The organism is Skermania sp. ID1734 (genome assembly GCF_007489285.1).
Lineage (GTDB): Bacteria > Actinomycetota > Actinomycetes > Mycobacteriales > Mycobacteriaceae > ID1734.
In genome coordinates this window covers 1-17,687 of record NZ_VLIY01000010.1, presented here as the reverse complement: position 1 = coordinate 17,687, position 17,687 = coordinate 1, and the positions used below count along the sequence as shown (strand labels likewise).

Sequence of the window (17,687 nt, the reverse complement as noted above, 5' to 3'; positions counted from 1 at the left end):
GCACTCGACTACTCGGCAAACGCCTCCGCAGCCATGAACTCGGCCAGCCGCTAGGCGCCGCCCGACTGAATCGCGGCCGCCACGGTCTGCGCTGCGGCGGCCTGACCGGCGGCGTTCGGGTGTGCCGGGGTCGCGTTGAGGTGGCCCATCACGGGCGGCTCAACCCAGCGCACGGTGCGGGACTTGCACGCGTCGTGGCCGATGCTGGGCGTGTAGAGGTCGACGTAGGTGGCGCCGTTGGCCGCGGCCTGATCGTGCAGCACCTGGTTGAGCTGCAGCTCGATCCCGTTGGCGTAGGCCATGTCCGCGCTGGTCAGAGTGATCTGCGGGTAGCAGCGGCCGCTTTGCGGCAGCACGTCGGGATAGCCGACGACGAACACCTTGGCTGCCGGCGACAGGACGTGAATCTGATGTATCGCCGCGCCGATGTTCGGCGCGTCCGCAGCTATCGTGTCCGAGAATTTCGAGCCGTTGACCGCTTTGCACGGCGCGCCCTTGTCGATGATCGATGCCGCGTTGAGCACAGTGCACTCGATGACCATGTCCATGAAGGTGTTGCCGTCGTTGCCGCCGATGCCGACGGTCACCACCTTGGTGTCGGGAGTCAGTGCGTTGAATTGCGGCGGAACCAGGGGGTATTGCGACTTCGACAGGTCAGCGGTGGTGGCCGAGGCGCAGCTGACGTCCTTGAGCGTCAGCCCGAGTTGCTGGGCCACCAGGTGCGGATAGTTGATAGCGGACTGCGTGCACAGCAGCGGGGCGCCCGCCGCCGGGCGAAGTAATCCCGGCGCCGCTGTGTAGGAGTCGCCGAGTGCGACATACTTGTCTCCGGGCGCGGCGCCGGCCACGCCCGCGAGGAGCAAAGCCGTGGTCGCGAGCGCCGCAATGGTGGCCAGTCCGGCGATTCTCATGCCCTACTCCTGAATGTAGTTGCACGATGGTGCATAATCATCACATGGTGGAAACGAAGGGCGCGGCCTGGCGCGTGGCGGTCGCCGGTGCCAGCGGGTACGCCGGTGGTGAGATCCTGCGTTTGCTGCTCGATCACCCCGCCTACCGGGACGGAAGGATGGAGATCGCCGCGTTGACCGCTGGGGGTAATGCCGGCAGCACTCTCGGCGAGCATCATCCGCACCTCCTGCCGCTTGCCGACCGCGTCTTGGCGCCGACCACGGTAACCGAGCTCGCCGCCGCGAATGTCGTCTTTTTGGCACTACCGCACGGCAATTCGGCAACGATTGCAGAACAGTTGCCCGATTCGACGGTGGTCATCGACTGCGGCGCCGATTTCCGGCTGACCAGTGCAGATGACTGGCAGCGCTATTACGGCAGCGAGCATGCGGGCAGTTGGCCCTACGGTTTGCCGGAACTACCGGGCGCGCGCGAGAAGTTGCGCGACGCTACTCGCATCGCGGTGCCGGGTTGTTATCCGACCGCGGCCACTCTGGCGCTGGCACCGGCGGTTGCGGCCGGGATCATCGAGCCCCGCGTCACCGTTGTCGCCGTCAGCGGCGCCTCGGGCGCGGGCCGGTCGCTGAAGACGAACCTCCTCGCGTCGGAGGTAATGGGCTCGGTGCGCGCGTACGGAGTTGGCACGCATCGGCACACGCCCGAGATCAAGCAGAACCTGAGCACGCTTACCGATGCCACGGTGGCCGTATCGTTCACGCCGGTGCTCGCGCCTATGCCCCGCGGCATCCTCGCAACCTGTACCGCGCCATCGAAGGTTGGCGCCGAGGAAGCGCGGGCCGTGTACGAAAAGGCCTACGTCGATGAGCCTTTCATCCACGTGCTGCCCGAAGGGGTGTTCCCGCAAACCAGTTCGGTGGTCGGTTCCAATGCCGCGGTGCTCGGCGTGACGGTAGACGCCGATGCCGAACAGTTGGTGGTGGTGTGTGCGATCGACAACCTCACCAAGGGAACCGCCGGCGGCGCAATCCAATCCATGAATTTGGCGCTCGGGTTGCCCGAGACCGCGGGACTGTCGACTGTGGGGGTGGCGCCATGAACGGCAGACTGGTTCGCACGCAGGGCGTTACCGCGCCGTTGGGATTTCGGGCCGCGGGGATCGCGGCGGGCATCAAGGCCAACGGAAAACCGGACTTGGCCCTCGTCTTCAACGAGGGGCCGGACTACCCGGCAGCGGGTGTCTTCACGACGAACAAGATCAAGGCCGCGCCGGTGCTGTGGACCCAGCAAGTGCTGAGTACCGGGGAACTTCGTGCGGTCCTGCTCAACTCCGGCGGCGCCAACGCGTGCACCGGCCCTGGCGGGTTTCAGGACACCCATCGCAGCGCGGAGGAACTTGCTGAAGCGCTGAGCAATTGGGGTACCGAAACTGGTGCAGGTGAGGTGGCGGTGTGCTCCACCGGTCTGATCGGGGACCGGCTGCCGATGGACAAGGTCAGCAAGGGCATCACCGAGATCGTGCACGAACTCGCGGGCGGTCTGACCGGTGGCGACGACGCGGCGCGCGCGATCATGACCACCGACACCGTGCCCAAGGAGGCGGCGTTTCACCACGACGACAAGTGGAACGTCGGCGGCATGGCCAAGGGCGCGGGAATGCTCGCGCCCGCGCTGGCCACGATGTTGTGCGTGCTGACCACCGACGCGGTCGCGGATGCCGCCAGCCTCGACAAGGCGCTGCGGGCCGCCACTCGGCTCACCTTCGACCGACTCGACGTCGACGGCGCCTGCTCTACCAACGACACCGTCTTGCTGCTGGCATCGGGCGCCAGCGGGGTCACGCCGTCCCAAGAAGAGCTCGAGGCGGCCGTGCTGGCGGTCTGTGACGACCTCGCCGAGCAGTTGATGGCCGACGCCGAGGGCGTGACCAAGCGGATCAAGGTCACCGTCGCCGAGGCAGCCAGTGAGGACGAGGCCGTGGTCGCCGCCCGCGTCGTCGCGCGCGACAGCCTGGTCAAGACAGCACTGTTCGGCTCGGACCCCAACTGGGGACGCGTGCTTGCCGCGGTGGGCATGGCGCCGGTGCAGCTGGATCCCGAACGAATCTCGGTATCCTTCAACGGCAATCCGGTCTGCATCGACAGCGTCGGTGCGCCGGGTGCGCGCGAGGTGGACCTGAGCGGGTCCGACATCGCCGTGCACATCACCCTCGGTGCCGGCGACGCCGCGGCCACGATCCGGACCACCGATCTGTCGCACGGTTATGTCGAAGAGAACTCGGCGTACAGCTCATGAACGTCGGTGAACTGACCGCGGCCGAGAAGGCGCAGGTACTCGCCGAAGCGCTGCCGTGGCTGCAGAAGTTCCACGGCAAGATCGTCGTGATCAAATACGGCGGCAACGCGATGGTCGACGACGAACTCAAGCGGGCGTTCGCCGCAGACATGGTCTTTCTGCGGACCATCGGCGTGCACCCGGTGGTGGTGCACGGCGGCGGACCGCAGATCACCGCGATGCTGAATCGTCTTGGCTTGCAAGGCGAATTCCGCGGTGGCTTCCGGGTGACCACGCCTGAGGTGATGGACGTGGTCCGGATGGTGCTGTTCGGTCATGTGGGTCGCGAGCTGGTCGGCTTGATCAACGCGCACGGCCCGTACGCCGTCGGCATTTCCGGGGAGGACGCGCACCTGTTCACCGCGACCCGGCGCACGGTGCAGGTGGACGGCCAGGCCACCGACATCGGCCTGGTCGGTGACGTGACCACGGTGAACCCCGCGGCCGTCCTGGATCTCATTGCCGCGGGACGCATTCCGGTGGTCACCGGGATCGCACCGGACGCGGACGGGGTGGTGCACAACATCAACGCCGATACCGCAGCCGCCGCGCTGGCGGAGGGGATCGGCGCCGAAAAGCTGGTGGTGCTCACCGATGTCGAAGGCCTGTATACCGATTGGCCCGATCGGGGGTCGCTGACGACCAAGATCGATGCGGCCGCACTGGAAGTGCTTTTGCCGACACTCGACGCCGGGATGGTGCCGAAGATGGAAGCCTGCCTGCGGGCCGTGCGCGCCGGGGTGCCGTCGGCGCACGTGATCGACGGGCGGGTAGCGCATTCGGTGCTGCTGGAGCTTTTGACCGGGGAAGGGATCGGGACCATGGTGGTATTGAAGGACCTCGACTCATGACTCTGTTTCCCGTCTCGGTCCTTTGCTCCGCTCCTCGCTCCGTTCCTCGCTGCGCTGCGGTACTCGCTGCGATGCTCACAAAGGACCTCGACTCATGAATACCGAAGAGCTGCAACACCGCTGGGCCGACGCCCTCATGCCGAACTATGGCGTCCCCAAGGTAGCGCTCGTTCGCGGTGAGGGCGCCGTCGTCTACGACGCGGACGGCAAGCAGTACCTCGACCTGCTCGGTGGTATCGCGGTCAATGTCCTCGGGCATGCTCACCCAGCTGTGCGCGACGCGGTGGCCCAACAGCTTTCGACGCTCGGGCACGTCTCGAACCTCTATGCCAGCGAGCCGGCCATAGCGCTGGCCGAGCAGCTGCTCGCGCATTTCGGTGTCACCGACACCCATACGGCGCGAGTGTTCTTCTGCAACAGCGGCGCCGAAGCCAACGAGGCGGCGTTCAAGATCGCCCGCGCCACCGGCCGGCCCAAGATTGTGGCCGCCGAGAAGGCCTTTCACGGGCGCACCATGGGCGCGCTTGCCCTGACCGGCCAGCCCGCCAAGCGGGCACCGTTCGAGCCGATGCCGCCCGGCGTCGTGCATGTTCCCTACGGGGATGTGCAAGCGCTCGACGAGGCCGTCGATTCCGACACTGCCGCAGTGTTTCTGGAGCCGATCATGGGGGAGAGCGGCGTGATCGTCCCGCCCGAGGGCTATCTGGCGGCGGCCCGGGAGATCACCGCGCGCCACGGCGCGCTGCTCGTGCTCGACGAGGTGCAAACCGGCATCGGTCGCACCGGCTGGTTCTACGCCCACCACGCGGTGGGCATCGTGCCGGACGTCATGACGCTGGCGAAGGGCCTCGGCGGCGGTCTGCCCATCGGCGCCTGCATCGCGGCCGGACCAGCCGCCGAGCTGCTGGGGCCCGGCTTGCACGGCACCACGTTCGGCGGTAACCCGGTGTGCACGGCCGCCGCGCTCGCGGTGTTGCGGACCATTGCCGAGGAAGACCTGGTCAGCCACGCAGCAGCTTTGGGCAAGACCATCACCGACGCCATCGAGGGTCTGCATCATCCGCTGGTCGATCATGTCCGCGGTTCTGGCCTGCTGCTCGGTATCGTGCTGACCGCCGATGTCGCGCCCGCCGTCGAGGCCGCTGCCCGGGAGGCCGGGTTCCTCATCAACGCGCCCGCCCCGAACGTGATCCGGCTCGCGCCGCCGTTGATCCTCACCGAGACGCAGGCGGAAAGTTTCGTCAACGCGCTACCCGGCATCCTCGATCAAGGCGGTGGCCAGTGACCGTGCGACACTTCCTGCGCGACGACGACGTCACCCCCGCCGAGCAGGCCGAAATCCTGGCATTGGCCGCCGAACTCAAGAAGGCGCCGTTCTCGCGGCGCCCGCTCGAGGGCCCACGCGGGGTGGGCGTGATCTTCGACAAAAACTCCACCCGCACCCGGTTTTCCTTCGAGCTCGGCATCGCTCAGCTCGGCGGGCACGCGGTGGTGGTCGACGGCCGCACTACGCAACTCGGTCGCGACGAAACCCTGCACGACACCGGCGCCGTGCTGTCGCGTTACGTCGACGCGATCGTGTGGCGCACCTTCGAACAGCAGCGGCTCATCGACATGGCCGCTGGCGCAACGATTCCCATCGTCAACGCGCTGTCCGACGAGTTTCACCCCTGCCAGGTGCTCGCCGACCTGCAGACGCTGACCGAACACAAGGGCAGGCTCGCCGGACTCAAGCTGACCTACCTCGGTGACGGCGCCAACAACATGGCGCACTCGCTGCTGCTCGGTGGCGCCACTGCGGGCGTCGACGTCACGATCGGTGCACCGGAAGGGTTCATCCCTTCGCCGGACGTCATCGAGGCGGCCCGGCGCCGCGCATCCGACACCGGCGCGACACTGACCGTCACCACCGACCCGGTCGCCGCGGTCGATGGCGCGGACGCGGTCGTCACGGACACCTGGACCTCGATGGGGCAGGAGGACGACGGCCGCGACCGCATCGGTCCGTTTCGGCCCTTCCAGGTGAACGCCCAGCTGCTGGCCAAAGCCGACCCGAACGCCGTTGTCCTGCATTGCCTGCCGGCGCACCGCGGCGAGGAGATCACCAACGATGTGATCGACGGCCCGCAGAGTGTGGTGTGGGACGAGGCCGAAAACCGGCTGCATGCACAGAAGGCGCTGCTGGCTTGGCTGCTCGAACGGAGCGGGTCATGACCGTCAGCCCGGTGGCGCGCACCCGGGCCGGCCGGCAGGCGCGCATCGTGGAAATCCTCGCGGCCCAGCCCGTCCGCAGCCAGACCGAGCTGGCCGCGCTGTTGGCGGCGGAAGGCATCGAGGCAACGCAGGCGACGCTATCGCGCGACCTCGAGGAACTCGGTGCCGTGAAACTTCGTGCAGCCGACGGCGGTACCGGCGTGTACGTGGTGCCGGAGGACGGCAGCCCGGTGCGCGGCGTATCCGGCGGCACCGACCGGCTCGCCCGACTGTTGGGCGAACTGCTGGTGTCCACCGACGCCAGCGCAAACCTGGCCGTACTACGCACCCCGCCGGGTGCGGCGCACTACCTGGCGAGCGCGCTCGACCGGGCCTGCCTACCCGAGGTGGTCGGCACCATCGCGGGGGATGACACCATTCTGGTGATCGCGCGCGAGCCAACCACCGGCGCAGAGCTCGCCGCCAAGATCGAACAACTCGCCTGACCAGGCGCAAGCAGTAAGGAGCACATAACCATGGCCGATCGCGTCGTCCTCGCCTACTCGGGCGGACTGGACACTTCGGTTGCCATCAGCTGGATCGGCAAGGAGACCGGCGCCGAAGTGGTCGCGGTCGCGATCGACCTCGGCCAGGGCGGCGAGGACATGAACGTCGTCCGTCAGCGCGCGCTGGACTGCGGTGCCGTCGAATCCATCGTCATCGACGCCCGCGACGAATTCGCCGACGAATACTGCCTGCCCACCGTGCAGGCCAACGCGCTGTACATGGACCGCTACCCGCTGGTGTCGGCCATCAGCCGGCCACTGATCGTCAAGCACCTCGTCGAGGCGGCCGAGTACCACGGTGCGAACACCGTCGCGCACGGCTGCACGGGCAAGGGCAACGACCAGGTGCGCTTCGAGGTCGGTATCGGTGCACTGGCTCCGGACCTGAAAGTAATTGCGCCGGTGCGGGATTACGCCTGGACTCGGGAGAAGGCCATCGCCTTCGCCGAGGAGAACAACCTGCCCATCAACGTGACCAAGAAGTCGCCGTTCTCCATCGACCAGAACGTCTGGGGCCGGGCCGTGGAAACCGGGTTCCTCGAGGACCTCTGGAACGAGCCCACCAAGGACGTCTACGACTACACCGACGACCCCACCCTCAACTGGCAGGCCCCCGACGAGCTGATCATCACCTTCGAAAAGGGCAAGCCGGTCGCGATCGACGGCAAGCACGTCACCGTCCTCGAGGCGATCCAGCAGCTCAACCGGCGGGCCGGCCGGCACGGCGTCGGCCGCATCGACATGGTCGAAGACCGCCTCGTCGGCATCAAGAGCCGCGAGGTGTACGAGGCGCCAGGCGCCATGACACTGATCACCGCGCATCGCGAGCTCGAGAACGTCACCATCGAGCGTGAGCTGGCCCGGTTCAAGCGGGTCGTCGAGCAGCGCTGGGGTGAACTCGTTTACGACGGCCTGTGGTTCTCGCCGCTCAAGTACGCCCTCGACGCCTTCCTGGCCGAAACGCAGCAGCACGTCACCGGCGACATCCGCCTCACCCTGCACGGGGGCAACGCCGTGGTGACGGGCCGGCGCAGCGAGCACTCGCTGTACGACTTCAACCTGGCCACCTACGACGAGGGCGACACGTTCGATCAGTCGTTGGCGCGCGGATTCGTGCAGATCCACGGTTTGTCATCGAAGGTGGCCGCCAAGCGCGACCAAGGCATCAGCGGGGTCACGGGCAGTTGAGCGGCACCGTTGCAGGAGCCTTGTGGGGCGGGCGGTTCGCCAGCGGACCTGCCGAGGCGATGGCCGCGCTGAGCAAGTCGACCCACTTCGACTGGGCGTTGGCGCCGTACGACATTCGCGCATCCAAGGCACACGCCCGCGTACTCAACCGCGCGGGACTGCTCACCGATACGGACCTCGCGGCGATGCTGGCCGGTCTCGACCAGCTCGCCGCTGATGTCGCCAGTGGCGCGTTCGCGCCGGCCGAATCGGACGAAGACGTGCACGGTGCGTTGGAGCGCGGGCTCATCGAGCGCGTCGGCGCCGAGCTCGGCGGACGACTGCGCGCCGGTCGTTCCCGCAACGATCAGGTGGCCACGCTGTTTCGAATGTGGCTGCGCGACGCGATTCGCCGGGTCGGCGCCGGTGTTCTCGACGTCGTCGACGCATTGGTCGGCCAGGCGGCCGCGCATCCCGACGCCGTCATGCCGGGCAAGACCCACCTGCAGGCCGCCCAACCGGTGCTGTTGGCACACCACCTGCTCGCCCACGCGCACCCGCTGCTGCGCGACATCGACCGGTTGCAGGACGTCGACCGGCGCGCCGCAGTCTCGCCGTACGGCTCCGGCGCGCTGGCCGGATCGTCGCTCGGCCTGGATCCCGACGCCATTGCCGCCGACCTCGGGTTCGACGCCGCCGCGGAGAACTCGATCGACGCCACCTCGGCGCGCGACTTCGCCGCCGAGGCCGCATTCGTCCTCGCCATGATCGCGGTCGATCTGAGCCGGCTGGCCGAGGAAATAATCCTCTGGAGCACAGCGGAATTCGGCTACATCACGCTTGCCGACGCGTGGTCGACCGGCTCGTCGATCATGCCGCAGAAGAAGAACCCGGACGTCTCGGAGCTGACCCGCGGGAAGGCCGGCCGACTCATCGGCAACCTGACGGGTCTGCTGGCCACGCTCAAGGCCCAGCCGCTCGCCTACAACCGCGACCTGCAGGAGGACAAGGAGCCGGTCTTCGATTCGGTGGCCCAGCTGGAATTGCTGCTGCCCGCCATCGCCGGCCTCGTCTCGACTCTCACCTTCCACACCGACCGGATGGCTGCGCTGGCTCCCGCAGGCTTCACGCTGGCCACCGACATCGCTGAATGGCTGGTGCGGCAAGGGATTCCGTTCCGAGTCGCGCACGAATCCGCGGGTGCCTGCGTGCGATTGGCCGAATCCCGCGGTGTCGGGCTCGACGAGTTGACCGATGCAGAGCTGGCCGGCATCAGCCCGGCCCTGACGCCGCAGGTTCGCGAGGTGCTCACGGTTTCCGGGTCGATCGCCTCCCGCGACGCCCATGGCGGCACGGCCGGCGTGCAGGTCGCCAAGCAACTCGCCGGTGTCACCGAGCGTGCCGAGCAACTGCGAAGCTGGTTGGCGTAACCAATACAACCCATATCCGCGCGGCCGTAAGGCGCGGATATGGGAAGCTTCTACCCAGGCGGTGAAATCGCAGTGGATGTGCGTGGGCGGGAGTGTCTGGTGGAGATCAAAGCAACGTCGTTAATCGGTCCGCTGCAGCGGCTGGTGGCCACCGCCCAGAACGGACTCGAGGTGATGCGCTACGGCGGCCTGGAGACCGGTCGGGTGCCCGCCCCGTTCGAGATCATCGAGCGCAAGCCGATGTACCGGCTGCGCCGCTACTTCCCGGACGTCGCGCCCGGCGAGCGCCCGCCGCTGGTGCTGGTCCCCCCGATGATGCTGTCCGCCGATGTCTACGACGTCACCCAAACATCCAGTGCGGTAACGATTCTGCACGAGCACGGCATCGATCCGCTGGTCGTCGACTTCGGCTCGCCCGCCACCGAGGAAGGCGGCCTCGACCGCAATCTCGCCGACCACGTCGTCGCGGTCAGCGAGATCGTCGACACCATCCGCCGCTACACCGGACGCGACGTGCATTTGGGCGGCTACTCGCAAGGCGGCATGTTCTGCTACCAGTCGGCCGCGTACCGGCGCAGCAAGAACCTGGCGAGCCTGGTGACGTTCGGCAGCCCGGTGGACCTGGTCGCTGGGTTGCCCCTCGGGCTCCCCGCCGGCTTTGCGACCCGCAGCGCCGGGTTCCTGGCCGACCACGTGTTCAACCGGATTCCGATCACCGACCGGATGGCCGCCACCGGCTTCCAGTTGCTCGACCCGGTCAAGACTCTCAAGTCGCGGATCGACTTCGTCCGCCAGCTGCACGACCGTGAGGCGCTGTTGCCCCGCGAGCAACAGCGCCGATTCCTCATGGGCGAGGGTTTCGTGCCGTGGTCCGGACCCGCGGTGGCCGACGTGCTCAAGCAGTTCGTCGTGCACAACCGGATGATGTCGGGCGGGTTCATCATCAACGACCAGGTCGTCTCGCTTGCCGAAATCACCTGCCCGATACTGTCTTTCGTCGGCGAGGTGGACGACATCGGGCAACCGGTGGCCGTGCGCGGTATCCGCCGCGCGGCACCGCACGCCGACGTGTACGAGGTCACGCTGCGTGCGGGGCACTTCGGCCTGGTCGTGGGATCGTCGGCCGCCCGGCAGACCTGGCCCGCCGTCGCCGACTGGGTCAAGTGGCGCGAGGACGAGGGTCCGCAGCCGGAAATCGTGCATCCGATGGAGTACCAGGAGCCCACCTCGGAGTCGGGCGTCACTGCCGCTGCGCGTATCGCGCACACGGCCGCCTCGGTCGTCGAGGTCGGCGCGGGTGTCGGGCGGGAACTGATGGGGCTTGCCAATAACGCCATGCGCGGCACGGTCGAGCTTTCGGGTGAGGCTGCGCGCGCATTGCCGAGATTGTCCCGGTTGGGTCAGATTCAGCCGCACACCAGAATTTCGCTCGGCAGCCTGCTGGCCGAGCAGGGCCGGCGGGCGCCGGTGGGTGAGTGCTTCCTCTTCGACGACCGGGTGCACACCAACGCCGCCGTCAACACCCGTATCGACAACGTGGTCCGCGGCCTGATCGAGGTGGGCGTCCGCCCCGCCGTGCGGATCGGTGTGCTGATGGAAACCCGCCCGAGTGCGCTGGTCACCGTCGCAGCATTGTCGCGACTCGGCGCCGTGGCCGTGCTGCTCTCGCCCGGCAGCGACCTGGCCGCCGCGATAGACCTGACCGAGATCGACACCGTGGTGACCGACCCGGACAACCTGAAGGAGGTCGCCGCCACCGGTAAGCGGGTGCTGGTCCTCGGTGGTGGTGAGTCGCGCGCGCTCGAGGTCGAGATCGGCGAGGACATCATCGACCTCGAACAGATCGATCCGCACGCGGTCCGGTTGCCGGGCTGGTATCGCCCGAACCCGGGCCGGGCGCGCGAGCTCGCTTTCATCCTCGTCAGCGGCCTCGGGCGCCGCCTCGAGGCGAAGTACATCACCAACTACCGGTGGGCCGTATCGGCCTTCGGCACCGCCTCGGCCGCCGACCTCGATCGCAACGACACCGTCTACTGCCTTGCGCCGCTGCATCATTCGTCCGGTCTGCTGGTGAGCCTCGGCGGCGCCGTAGCGGGTGGTTCGCGCATCGCGCTGGCGCGCGAACTGGACCCGGCGCGTTTCGCCGAAGAAGTCGAGCGCTACGGCGTGAGCGTCGTGACCTACACCTGGACGATGATGCGGGAGGTGCTCGACGCGCCGGGATTCGTCATGCCGCAGGGCCATCCGATTCGGTTGTTCATCGGCTCCGGTATGCCGGTGGGGCTGTGGCAGCAGACCATCGAGAAGTTCGCGCCGGCGCGGGTCCTGGAGTTCTATGCCTCCACCGAGGGTGACGTGGTGCTGGCCAACGTCGCCGGCACGAAGATCGGCTGCAAGGGCCGACCCGTTCCCGGTACCGCGCCGATCGAGTTGGCCGCCTACGATCCGGTCACCGGCCGGCTGATCGAGGATCCCGACGGTTTCGTCCGCCGCTGCGAAGACGGTGAGGTCGGGCTGCTGCTGGGGCGGGTGTCGGCGAATATCGACATCAGTAACGGCACCGGTTTCCTACGCGGCGTGTTCGCTCAGGGCGACTCGTGGACGTCGACGCAAGGATTGTTCCGGCGCGACGCCGACGGCGATTACTGGCTGGTCGATTTCCAGCGTTCCGTGGTGATCACGCCGCACGGACCGGTATATGCCCAGCCGGTGGTCGATGCTCTCGACACCATCGGGCAGGTCGATCTGGCTGTCGTGTATGGCGTCGACGTGCAGGATCACAAGGCCGCCGTGGTGGCGCTGACGCTGCGTGAGGGTACCGAATTGTCAGTGGACGTGATCACCGATGCGATGCGCCGAGTCTCGCTCGACCAGCGCCCGGACTTTGTGCAGATCGTCGATGACATTCCCGTCAGTCCGTCGTTCCGGCCCAGTGCGTCGTCACTGCGCGAGGAGGGTGTGCCACAGCCGGGCTACCGCAGTTGGTACTTCGACAACGAATCGCAGACCTATCAGGTGCTGACCGACGCCGTCCGCAACGATTTCCTCGACGGCCCGGCCTGACCCAGGAGAATTTATGTCTTCGATCGACGACGACCTGCTCGCCATCCTGGCGTGCCCGAAGGACAAGGGGCCACTGATTTATGTGGCCGACGAGGTGCTGTACAACCCGCGGCTCCGGCTGGCGTATCCGATCGAGAACGGCATCCCGGTCCTGCTGATCGACGAGGCGCGCGAGGTCGATGAGACCGAGCATCAGGCCTTGCTGGCCCGCGGGAGGGGGCCGGTCAAGTAGCGCTGCAGCGTCGGGCCGATGTGGTCGACAACCTCATCGAGCGGCATCGACGCCAGCGGTTCCACCTCGAGGATCTTGCGCGCGGCGAGCAGGCCGACCATTTGCGAGGCGACCAACGCCACCCGGGTCCGACCCGAGCCGGGTGGGTCGTCGACGCGTTCACCCACGTTCTTGAGGGCGATGTCGAGGAGAAAGCTGCGGATCAGCGATTCCTGACCGCCCGCCATGACCCCACGCAAGGCCGCGACGAGTCCCGCGCCGGCGGGTGAATCCCACACCCCGACAACCGTCCGCACGATCGTCGCGCCGAGTTCGTCGACGGGCGCGCCCTGCAGTGCTGCGAGGACCGTTTCCGGGTTCACCGGTATCCGCGCAACCGCAATGAAAAGGTTCCGCTTGGTGCCGAAATAGTGATGCACCAGCGCCGAATCGACCCCCGCACCGCTCGCGATCGATCTGATCGACGCCTTGTCATAGCCAACCTCGGCGAATCGACTCCGTGCGGCGGCGAGAATTGCCTCCCGAGTTGCGGGTTGCCCGGGCCGGCGTCCTGACCTCGCGCGCACGGGCTGTGCCTTGATCATGGCGTCCGGCGTCGCAGCGTCGCCGCGCCCAAACCGAGCGCGACCACCGCGAACACCGCGACTATGACGAGGTCACGCCACATCTGTGCGGTCGCACCCTGATCCGAGACCTGTTGCAGCGCATCGACCGCGTAACTCAACGGCAAGACGTTGCTTATCCATTCGAGCCAGTCCGGCAATTGACCGCGCGGCACCAGCAGGCCACACAGAAAGAGCTGCGGCAACACGATGACCGGCATGAACTGCACGGCCTGAAACTCGGTCTGCGCGAACGCGCTGCACAACAGCCCGAGCGCCACACCGAGAGTCGCGTCGACGACAGCCACCAGGACGATCCACGCCGGGCTGCCCACGGAGTCGAGCCCGAGCAACCCGAAGCTGACCACGCAGGCCACCGTTGCCTGCACGATCGCGGCCACCGAGAAGGCGGTGCCGTAACCGCCCAACAGATCCAGCTTGGACAGTGGAGTGGTCATCAGTCGTTCCAGAGTTCCCGAACTTCGCTCACGCTGCATTGCGATAGCCGTGATCAGGAACATCACCACGAAGGGCAGGATGCCCAGCATGCTGATGCCGATCCGGTCGAACAGCGATGGCTGGCCGGGCATGGTCGGCCAGTTCTGGTAGACGAAATACAGCAGGGCCATCAGCGCCGACGGAACGACGACGATCATGGCGACCGTCCGGCGGTCGGAGCGCAACTGGCGGAGTACGCGCACGCTCGTGGCGGTGTAGCGCGTCGTGGTGAGGGTGGTCATGCCGCGTGCTCGCTTTCGGTGCTCCTGATCAAGGCCAGAAATGCGTCCTCGAGGCTGGATTCGCGCGTGCGGCAGCGTAATTCGGCTGGGCTCAACTGCGCGAGCAGGTGTCCGTCGCGCATCAGCAGCAATTGGTCACAGTGCTCGGCCTCGTCCATCACGTGACTGGAGACCACGAGGGTGCGGCCCGATCTGGCCATCGCGGCGAACCGATCCCACAGGTCCGCGCGCAATACCGGGTCGAGGCCGACCGTCGGCTCGTCGAGGATCAGCAGCGCCGGATCCGCCACCAGCGCGCAGCCCAGGGACACGCGGGTGCGTTGCCCGCCGGAGAGTGCATCGCCGCGCTGCTCGGCCCGTTCGCCGAGGCCGACCGAGTCGATCGCCTCTTGGACCGCACTGCGGGGACGTCCGTAAAGCGCCGCAAAGTAGGTGACGTTGTCGCGTACGGACAGGTCGTTGTAGATGCTGGGGGACTGGGTGACATAGCCAACGCGCCGGCGCAACGCGGCGGAGCCGGCTGGCTGACCGAGCACCGTGACGGTCCCCGATGCCACGATCTGGGTGCCGACCAGGCTGCGCATCAGCGTCGTTTTTCCGCATCCCGACGGTCCGAGCAGGCCGGTGATGGATCCCTCGGTGACAGTGAGATTGATGTCGTTCAGCACGTGGTTCTTTCCACGACGCACGTTCAGACCGCGAACGTCGACGGCGGTGACAGATCCAATGACGGGCATCGAGACCTCCACGGTCTAGGAATTCATCGACTGATGAACTCATCGGATAGTGAATTTATAACCCTCGCCGTGGGCGTCGTCAACAGGCGAGTCGGCACAATAGGCAGGTGTCCGTCGACGAACTTGCCGCACTCGATCCGCCGCGTGCCGCCGCCCGATTGCTCGGTGCGACATTGTCTGGCCACGGCGTGTCAGTACGGGTCGTCGAGGTGGAGGCGTACGGATCTGACCCGGACGGGCCGTGGCCGGATCCGGCAGCGCATTCGTACCCTGGCCCAACCAAGCGCAATGCGGTGATGTTCGGTCCCGCTGGCTCGCTGTATGTGTATCTCAGCTACGGCATGCACACCTGCGTCAACGTGACGTGCGGGCCGGACGGTGTCGCCGGAGCGGTTCTCATTCGTGCTGGTGAGGTCATCGATGGCGAGGAACTCGCCGCATCGCGCCGTCCGACAGCGCGGCGCCCGGCGGACTTGGCGCGCGGCCCGGGAAATCTCGGCGCGGCACTGGGAATCACGATGGCGGACTACGGGACTCGACTCTTCGAGCCGGACTCGGCTGTGCGGCTGGCGCTGGCCGACGAACAGGTATGGGCGAGTGGACCGCGCGTCGGCGTGAGCACCGCCCACGACCGGCCGTGGCGGTTGTGGCTGCCGGAATCTCCGGCGGTTTCGGCATATCGGCGCAGCCCGCGCGCCGGTGGTGCGGGCCCGAGTGAGCGTCCCCGTGCGCGGGTCGCGGGTCCGGACCCGGACGCCAATCGGGGTGCGGAAAGATTGGCCGAGTGAACGGCATCATCGACGAGTTGACCTGGCGCGGGCTGATCGCACAATCCACCGACCTGGACGAGTTGCGCCAGACGACCGAGTCCGGACCGCTGACTCTCTATGCCGGGTTCGACCCGACCGCTCCGAGCTTGCACGCCGGTCATCTCGTCCCGTTGCTGGCACTGCGCAGATTCCAGCGGGCCGGGCATCGGCCCCTTGTCCTGGCCGGTGGTGCGACGGGGATGATCGGCGATCCCCGCGACGTCGGGGAACGAACGATGAACTCGGCGGACACCGTCGCGGCGTGGGCGCAGCGAATTCGCTCTCAGCTGGAGCGCTTCGTCGATCTGGGCGACGGGCCGACCGACGCGCGAATCGTCAACAACCTCGACTGGACGGCGGGGCTCGGTGCCATCGAGTTTCTGCGTGACGTCGGCAAGCACTTCTCCGTCAACGTGATGCTGGCGCGCGACACGGTTCGGCGTCGCCTCGAATCCGACGGTATCTCGTACACCGAATTCAGCTACATGCTGTTGCAAGCCAACGACTTTCTGCATCTGCGGCGCGCCTACGGCTGCACGCTGCAGGTCGGCGGTTCGGATCAGTGGGGCAACATCATTGCCGGGGTGGAGCTGAACCGCCGGGTGGACGGCGCGCATGTGCACGCGCTGACGGTGCCGCTGGTGACCTCGTCGGACGGCAAGAAGTTCGGCAAGTCCACGGGCGGTGGCAGCCTGTGGCTCGATCCCGAGATGACCTCGCCGTACGCCTGGTACCAGTACTTCGTCAACACCGCAGACGCCGACGTGATGCGGTACTTGCAGTGGTTCACGTTCTTGCCTCCTGACGAACTGCTCGACCTTGCCAAGGCGACCGAGGAGCGCCCGCAGGCCCGGGAAGCGCAACGCCGACTCGCCGCGGAAATGACGAATCTCGTTCACGGCGAGGCCAATACTCGCGCGGTGGAGCACGCCAGCCGAGCGCTGTTCGGCCGCGATGACCTGACGGCCTTGGACGAGCCGACGCTTGCCGCGGCGTTGGCCGAGGCGTCGATCACTGAACTGCCGGATTCGGAATCGCCGACGGTGGTCGATCTGTTGGTGTCCACGGGCCTGTGCGAAAGCCGGGCCGCTGCGCGCCGGACCGTGAAGGAGGGCGGGGCTTCGGTCAACAACCAGCGGATCAGCGATGAGGCTTGGACGCCGGGAGCGACGGATTTTCTGCACGGCAGGTGGTTGGTGCTGCGGCGCGGGAAGCGCAACTTCGCCGGAGCTCGGCGCCACTGAGAAGTGAACCGAATCACATCGATGTGATTCACCGGCGATGGCCCTGCACGCCGGTGCCGGTTACCTGCGTGTTTCCGCCTAATTACGCCGGTGAACTGCGGATTTGACGAGCGAGGTTCGGGCGCGTAGTTTTCTTCGAGTCAGAGCGACACGGACGCCGACCCGGAGCGCAAGCCCGGGAGACGAGGTCGGACGAGTTTGCTCGAAGATCCGAGCTCAGGCGGAAGTGATTCCGCTGTGGCTTGCCCTCCGGAAGTGCTGGGCTTCGACATCGCGTCGAGGCTGATGTACTGTGGTGGGGTTGCACTGTTGATGCCTGGTGGTGTTGGTGGTGTGTGTTGTTTGAGAACTCGATAGTGTGTCGATGAATGTCAGTGCCAAATTTGTTTTTGTGCCTGCCCTCCTTTTTTTCCCTGTCTTTGGGGGGTGGGTTTTTGCTGGCTGAAATTGTTTTTTGGTCAGCGTTTTTTCGAGTGGATTGTTTCTCTCGTTTGTTCTGATTGCGCCCTGTGGGGTGTGGTTGTGAGTTTTCAACGGAGAGTTTGATCCTGGCTCAGGACGAACGCTGGCGGCGTGCTTAACACATGCAAGTCGAACGGTAAGGCCTTTCGGGGTACACGAGTGGCGAACGGGTGAGTAACACGTGGGTGATCTGCCCTGCACTTCGGGATAAGCCTGGGAAACTGGGTCTAATACCGGATAGGACCATGGGATGCATGTTCTGTGGTGGAAAGATTTATCGGTGTGGGATGGGCCCGCGGCCTATCAGCTTGTTGGTGGGGTAATGGCCTACCAAGGCGACGACGGGTA

The 17,687-nt window shown here is 66.7% G+C and carries 16 protein-coding genes and 1 rRNA gene; 13 read left to right on the top strand and 4 right to left on the bottom strand.

Translation table 11 applies throughout. The annotated features are described in order from the left end of the window. Positions 1-50 precede the first annotated feature (50 nt). Positions 51-911, bottom strand: coding sequence for an SGNH/GDSL hydrolase family protein (locus FOS14_RS13570; RefSeq protein WP_143771334.1), 861 nt, complete (start codon positions 909-911; stop codon positions 51-53). A gap of 44 nt (positions 912-955) precedes the next feature. On the opposite strand from FOS14_RS13570, the gene argC reads away from it, so the two are divergent. The 10 genes from argC (at position 956) to FOS14_RS13520 (ending at position 12,745) form a co-directional block, all read left to right on the top strand. Continuing rightward, positions 956-2,008, top strand: a complete 1,053-nt coding sequence (gene argC, locus FOS14_RS13565) for an N-acetyl-gamma-glutamyl-phosphate reductase (protein WP_143771332.1) — start codon at positions 956-958, stop codon at positions 2,006-2,008. Then, positions 2,005-3,204 carry a bifunctional glutamate N-acetyltransferase/amino-acid acetyltransferase ArgJ gene (gene argJ, locus FOS14_RS13560; protein WP_143771330.1) on the top strand — a complete coding sequence of 400 codons (1,200 nt, stop codon included), beginning with the start codon at positions 2,005-2,007 and terminating at the stop codon, positions 3,202-3,204. The genes argC and argJ overlap by 4 nt, the downstream gene beginning before the upstream one ends. Next, positions 3,201-4,094, top strand: coding sequence for an acetylglutamate kinase (gene argB, locus FOS14_RS13555; RefSeq protein ID WP_143771328.1), 894 nt, complete (start codon positions 3,201-3,203; stop codon positions 4,092-4,094). The genes argJ and argB overlap by 4 nt, the downstream gene beginning before the upstream one ends. A 94-nt stretch (positions 4,095-4,188) precedes the next feature. Further along, complete coding sequence (locus tag FOS14_RS13550) at positions 4,189-5,379, top strand: acetylornithine transaminase (protein ID WP_143771326.1); 1,191 nt, start codon at positions 4,189-4,191, stop codon at positions 5,377-5,379. Beyond that, complete coding sequence (gene argF, locus FOS14_RS13545; RefSeq protein ID WP_143771325.1) at positions 5,376-6,308, top strand: ornithine carbamoyltransferase; 933 nt, start codon at positions 5,376-5,378, stop codon at positions 6,306-6,308. The genes FOS14_RS13550 and argF overlap by 4 nt, the downstream gene beginning before the upstream one ends. Beyond that, positions 6,305-6,793: an arginine repressor gene (locus FOS14_RS13540; protein ID WP_143771323.1), complete on the top strand. Its 489-nt coding sequence runs from the start codon at positions 6,305-6,307 to the stop codon at positions 6,791-6,793. The genes argF and FOS14_RS13540 overlap by 4 nt, the downstream gene beginning before the upstream one ends. Before the next feature lie 30 nt (positions 6,794-6,823). After that, complete coding sequence (locus FOS14_RS13535) at positions 6,824-8,041, top strand: argininosuccinate synthase (RefSeq protein ID WP_143771321.1); 1,218 nt, start codon at positions 6,824-6,826, stop codon at positions 8,039-8,041. Continuing rightward, positions 8,038-9,450 carry an argininosuccinate lyase gene (gene argH / locus FOS14_RS13530; RefSeq protein ID WP_255450322.1) on the top strand — a complete coding sequence of 471 codons (1,413 nt, stop codon included), beginning with the start codon at positions 8,038-8,040 and terminating at the stop codon, positions 9,448-9,450. Before FOS14_RS13535 ends, argH begins: the two co-directional genes overlap by 4 nt. A gap of 39 nt (positions 9,451-9,489) precedes the next feature. Beyond that, on the top strand, positions 9,490-12,513 hold the full coding sequence (locus FOS14_RS13525; protein WP_143771319.1) for an acyl-CoA synthetase: 3,024 nt from the start codon (positions 9,490-9,492) through the stop codon (positions 12,511-12,513). 13 nt (positions 12,514-12,526) lie between these two features. Next, positions 12,527-12,745 carry a Trm112 family protein gene (locus FOS14_RS13520; protein ID WP_143771318.1) on the top strand — a complete coding sequence of 73 codons (219 nt, stop codon included), beginning with the start codon at positions 12,527-12,529 and terminating at the stop codon, positions 12,743-12,745. Here FOS14_RS13520 and FOS14_RS13515 read toward each other — a convergent pair. The 3 genes from FOS14_RS13515 to FOS14_RS13505 are packed head-to-tail and all read right to left on the bottom strand — an operon-like array spanning position 12,706 to position 14,824. Then, a complete protein-coding gene (locus FOS14_RS13515; protein ID WP_143771317.1) occupies positions 12,706-13,329 on the bottom strand; it encodes a TetR family transcriptional regulator in 624 nt (207 codons plus the stop codon). The genes FOS14_RS13520 and FOS14_RS13515 overlap by 40 nt on opposite strands. Next, positions 13,326-14,087: an ABC transporter permease gene (locus tag FOS14_RS13510; RefSeq protein WP_143771316.1), complete on the bottom strand. Its 762-nt coding sequence runs from the start codon at positions 14,085-14,087 to the stop codon at positions 13,326-13,328. The genes FOS14_RS13515 and FOS14_RS13510 overlap by 4 nt, the downstream gene beginning before the upstream one ends. Next, positions 14,084-14,824: an ABC transporter ATP-binding protein gene (locus FOS14_RS13505; RefSeq protein ID WP_143771315.1), complete on the bottom strand. Its 741-nt coding sequence runs from the start codon at positions 14,822-14,824 to the stop codon at positions 14,084-14,086. Before FOS14_RS13505 ends, FOS14_RS13510 begins: the two co-directional genes overlap by 4 nt. A 107-nt stretch (positions 14,825-14,931) precedes the next feature. Here FOS14_RS13505 and FOS14_RS13500 point away from each other — a divergent pair, with 107 nt between their 5' ends. The 3 genes from FOS14_RS13500 to FOS14_RS13490 form a co-directional block, all read left to right on the top strand. After that, a complete protein-coding gene (locus FOS14_RS13500; RefSeq protein WP_143771314.1) occupies positions 14,932-15,612 on the top strand; it encodes a DNA-3-methyladenine glycosylase in 681 nt (226 codons plus the stop codon). Further along, positions 15,609-16,877 carry a tyrosine--tRNA ligase gene (tyrS, locus tag FOS14_RS13495; protein ID WP_143771313.1) on the top strand — a complete coding sequence of 423 codons (1,269 nt, stop codon included), beginning with the start codon at positions 15,609-15,611 and terminating at the stop codon, positions 16,875-16,877. Before FOS14_RS13500 ends, tyrS begins: the two co-directional genes overlap by 4 nt. Positions 16,878-17,407: 530 nt before the next feature. Beyond that, positions 17,408-17,687: ribosomal RNA gene (locus tag FOS14_RS13490) — 16S ribosomal RNA — on the top strand; the annotation flags it as partial.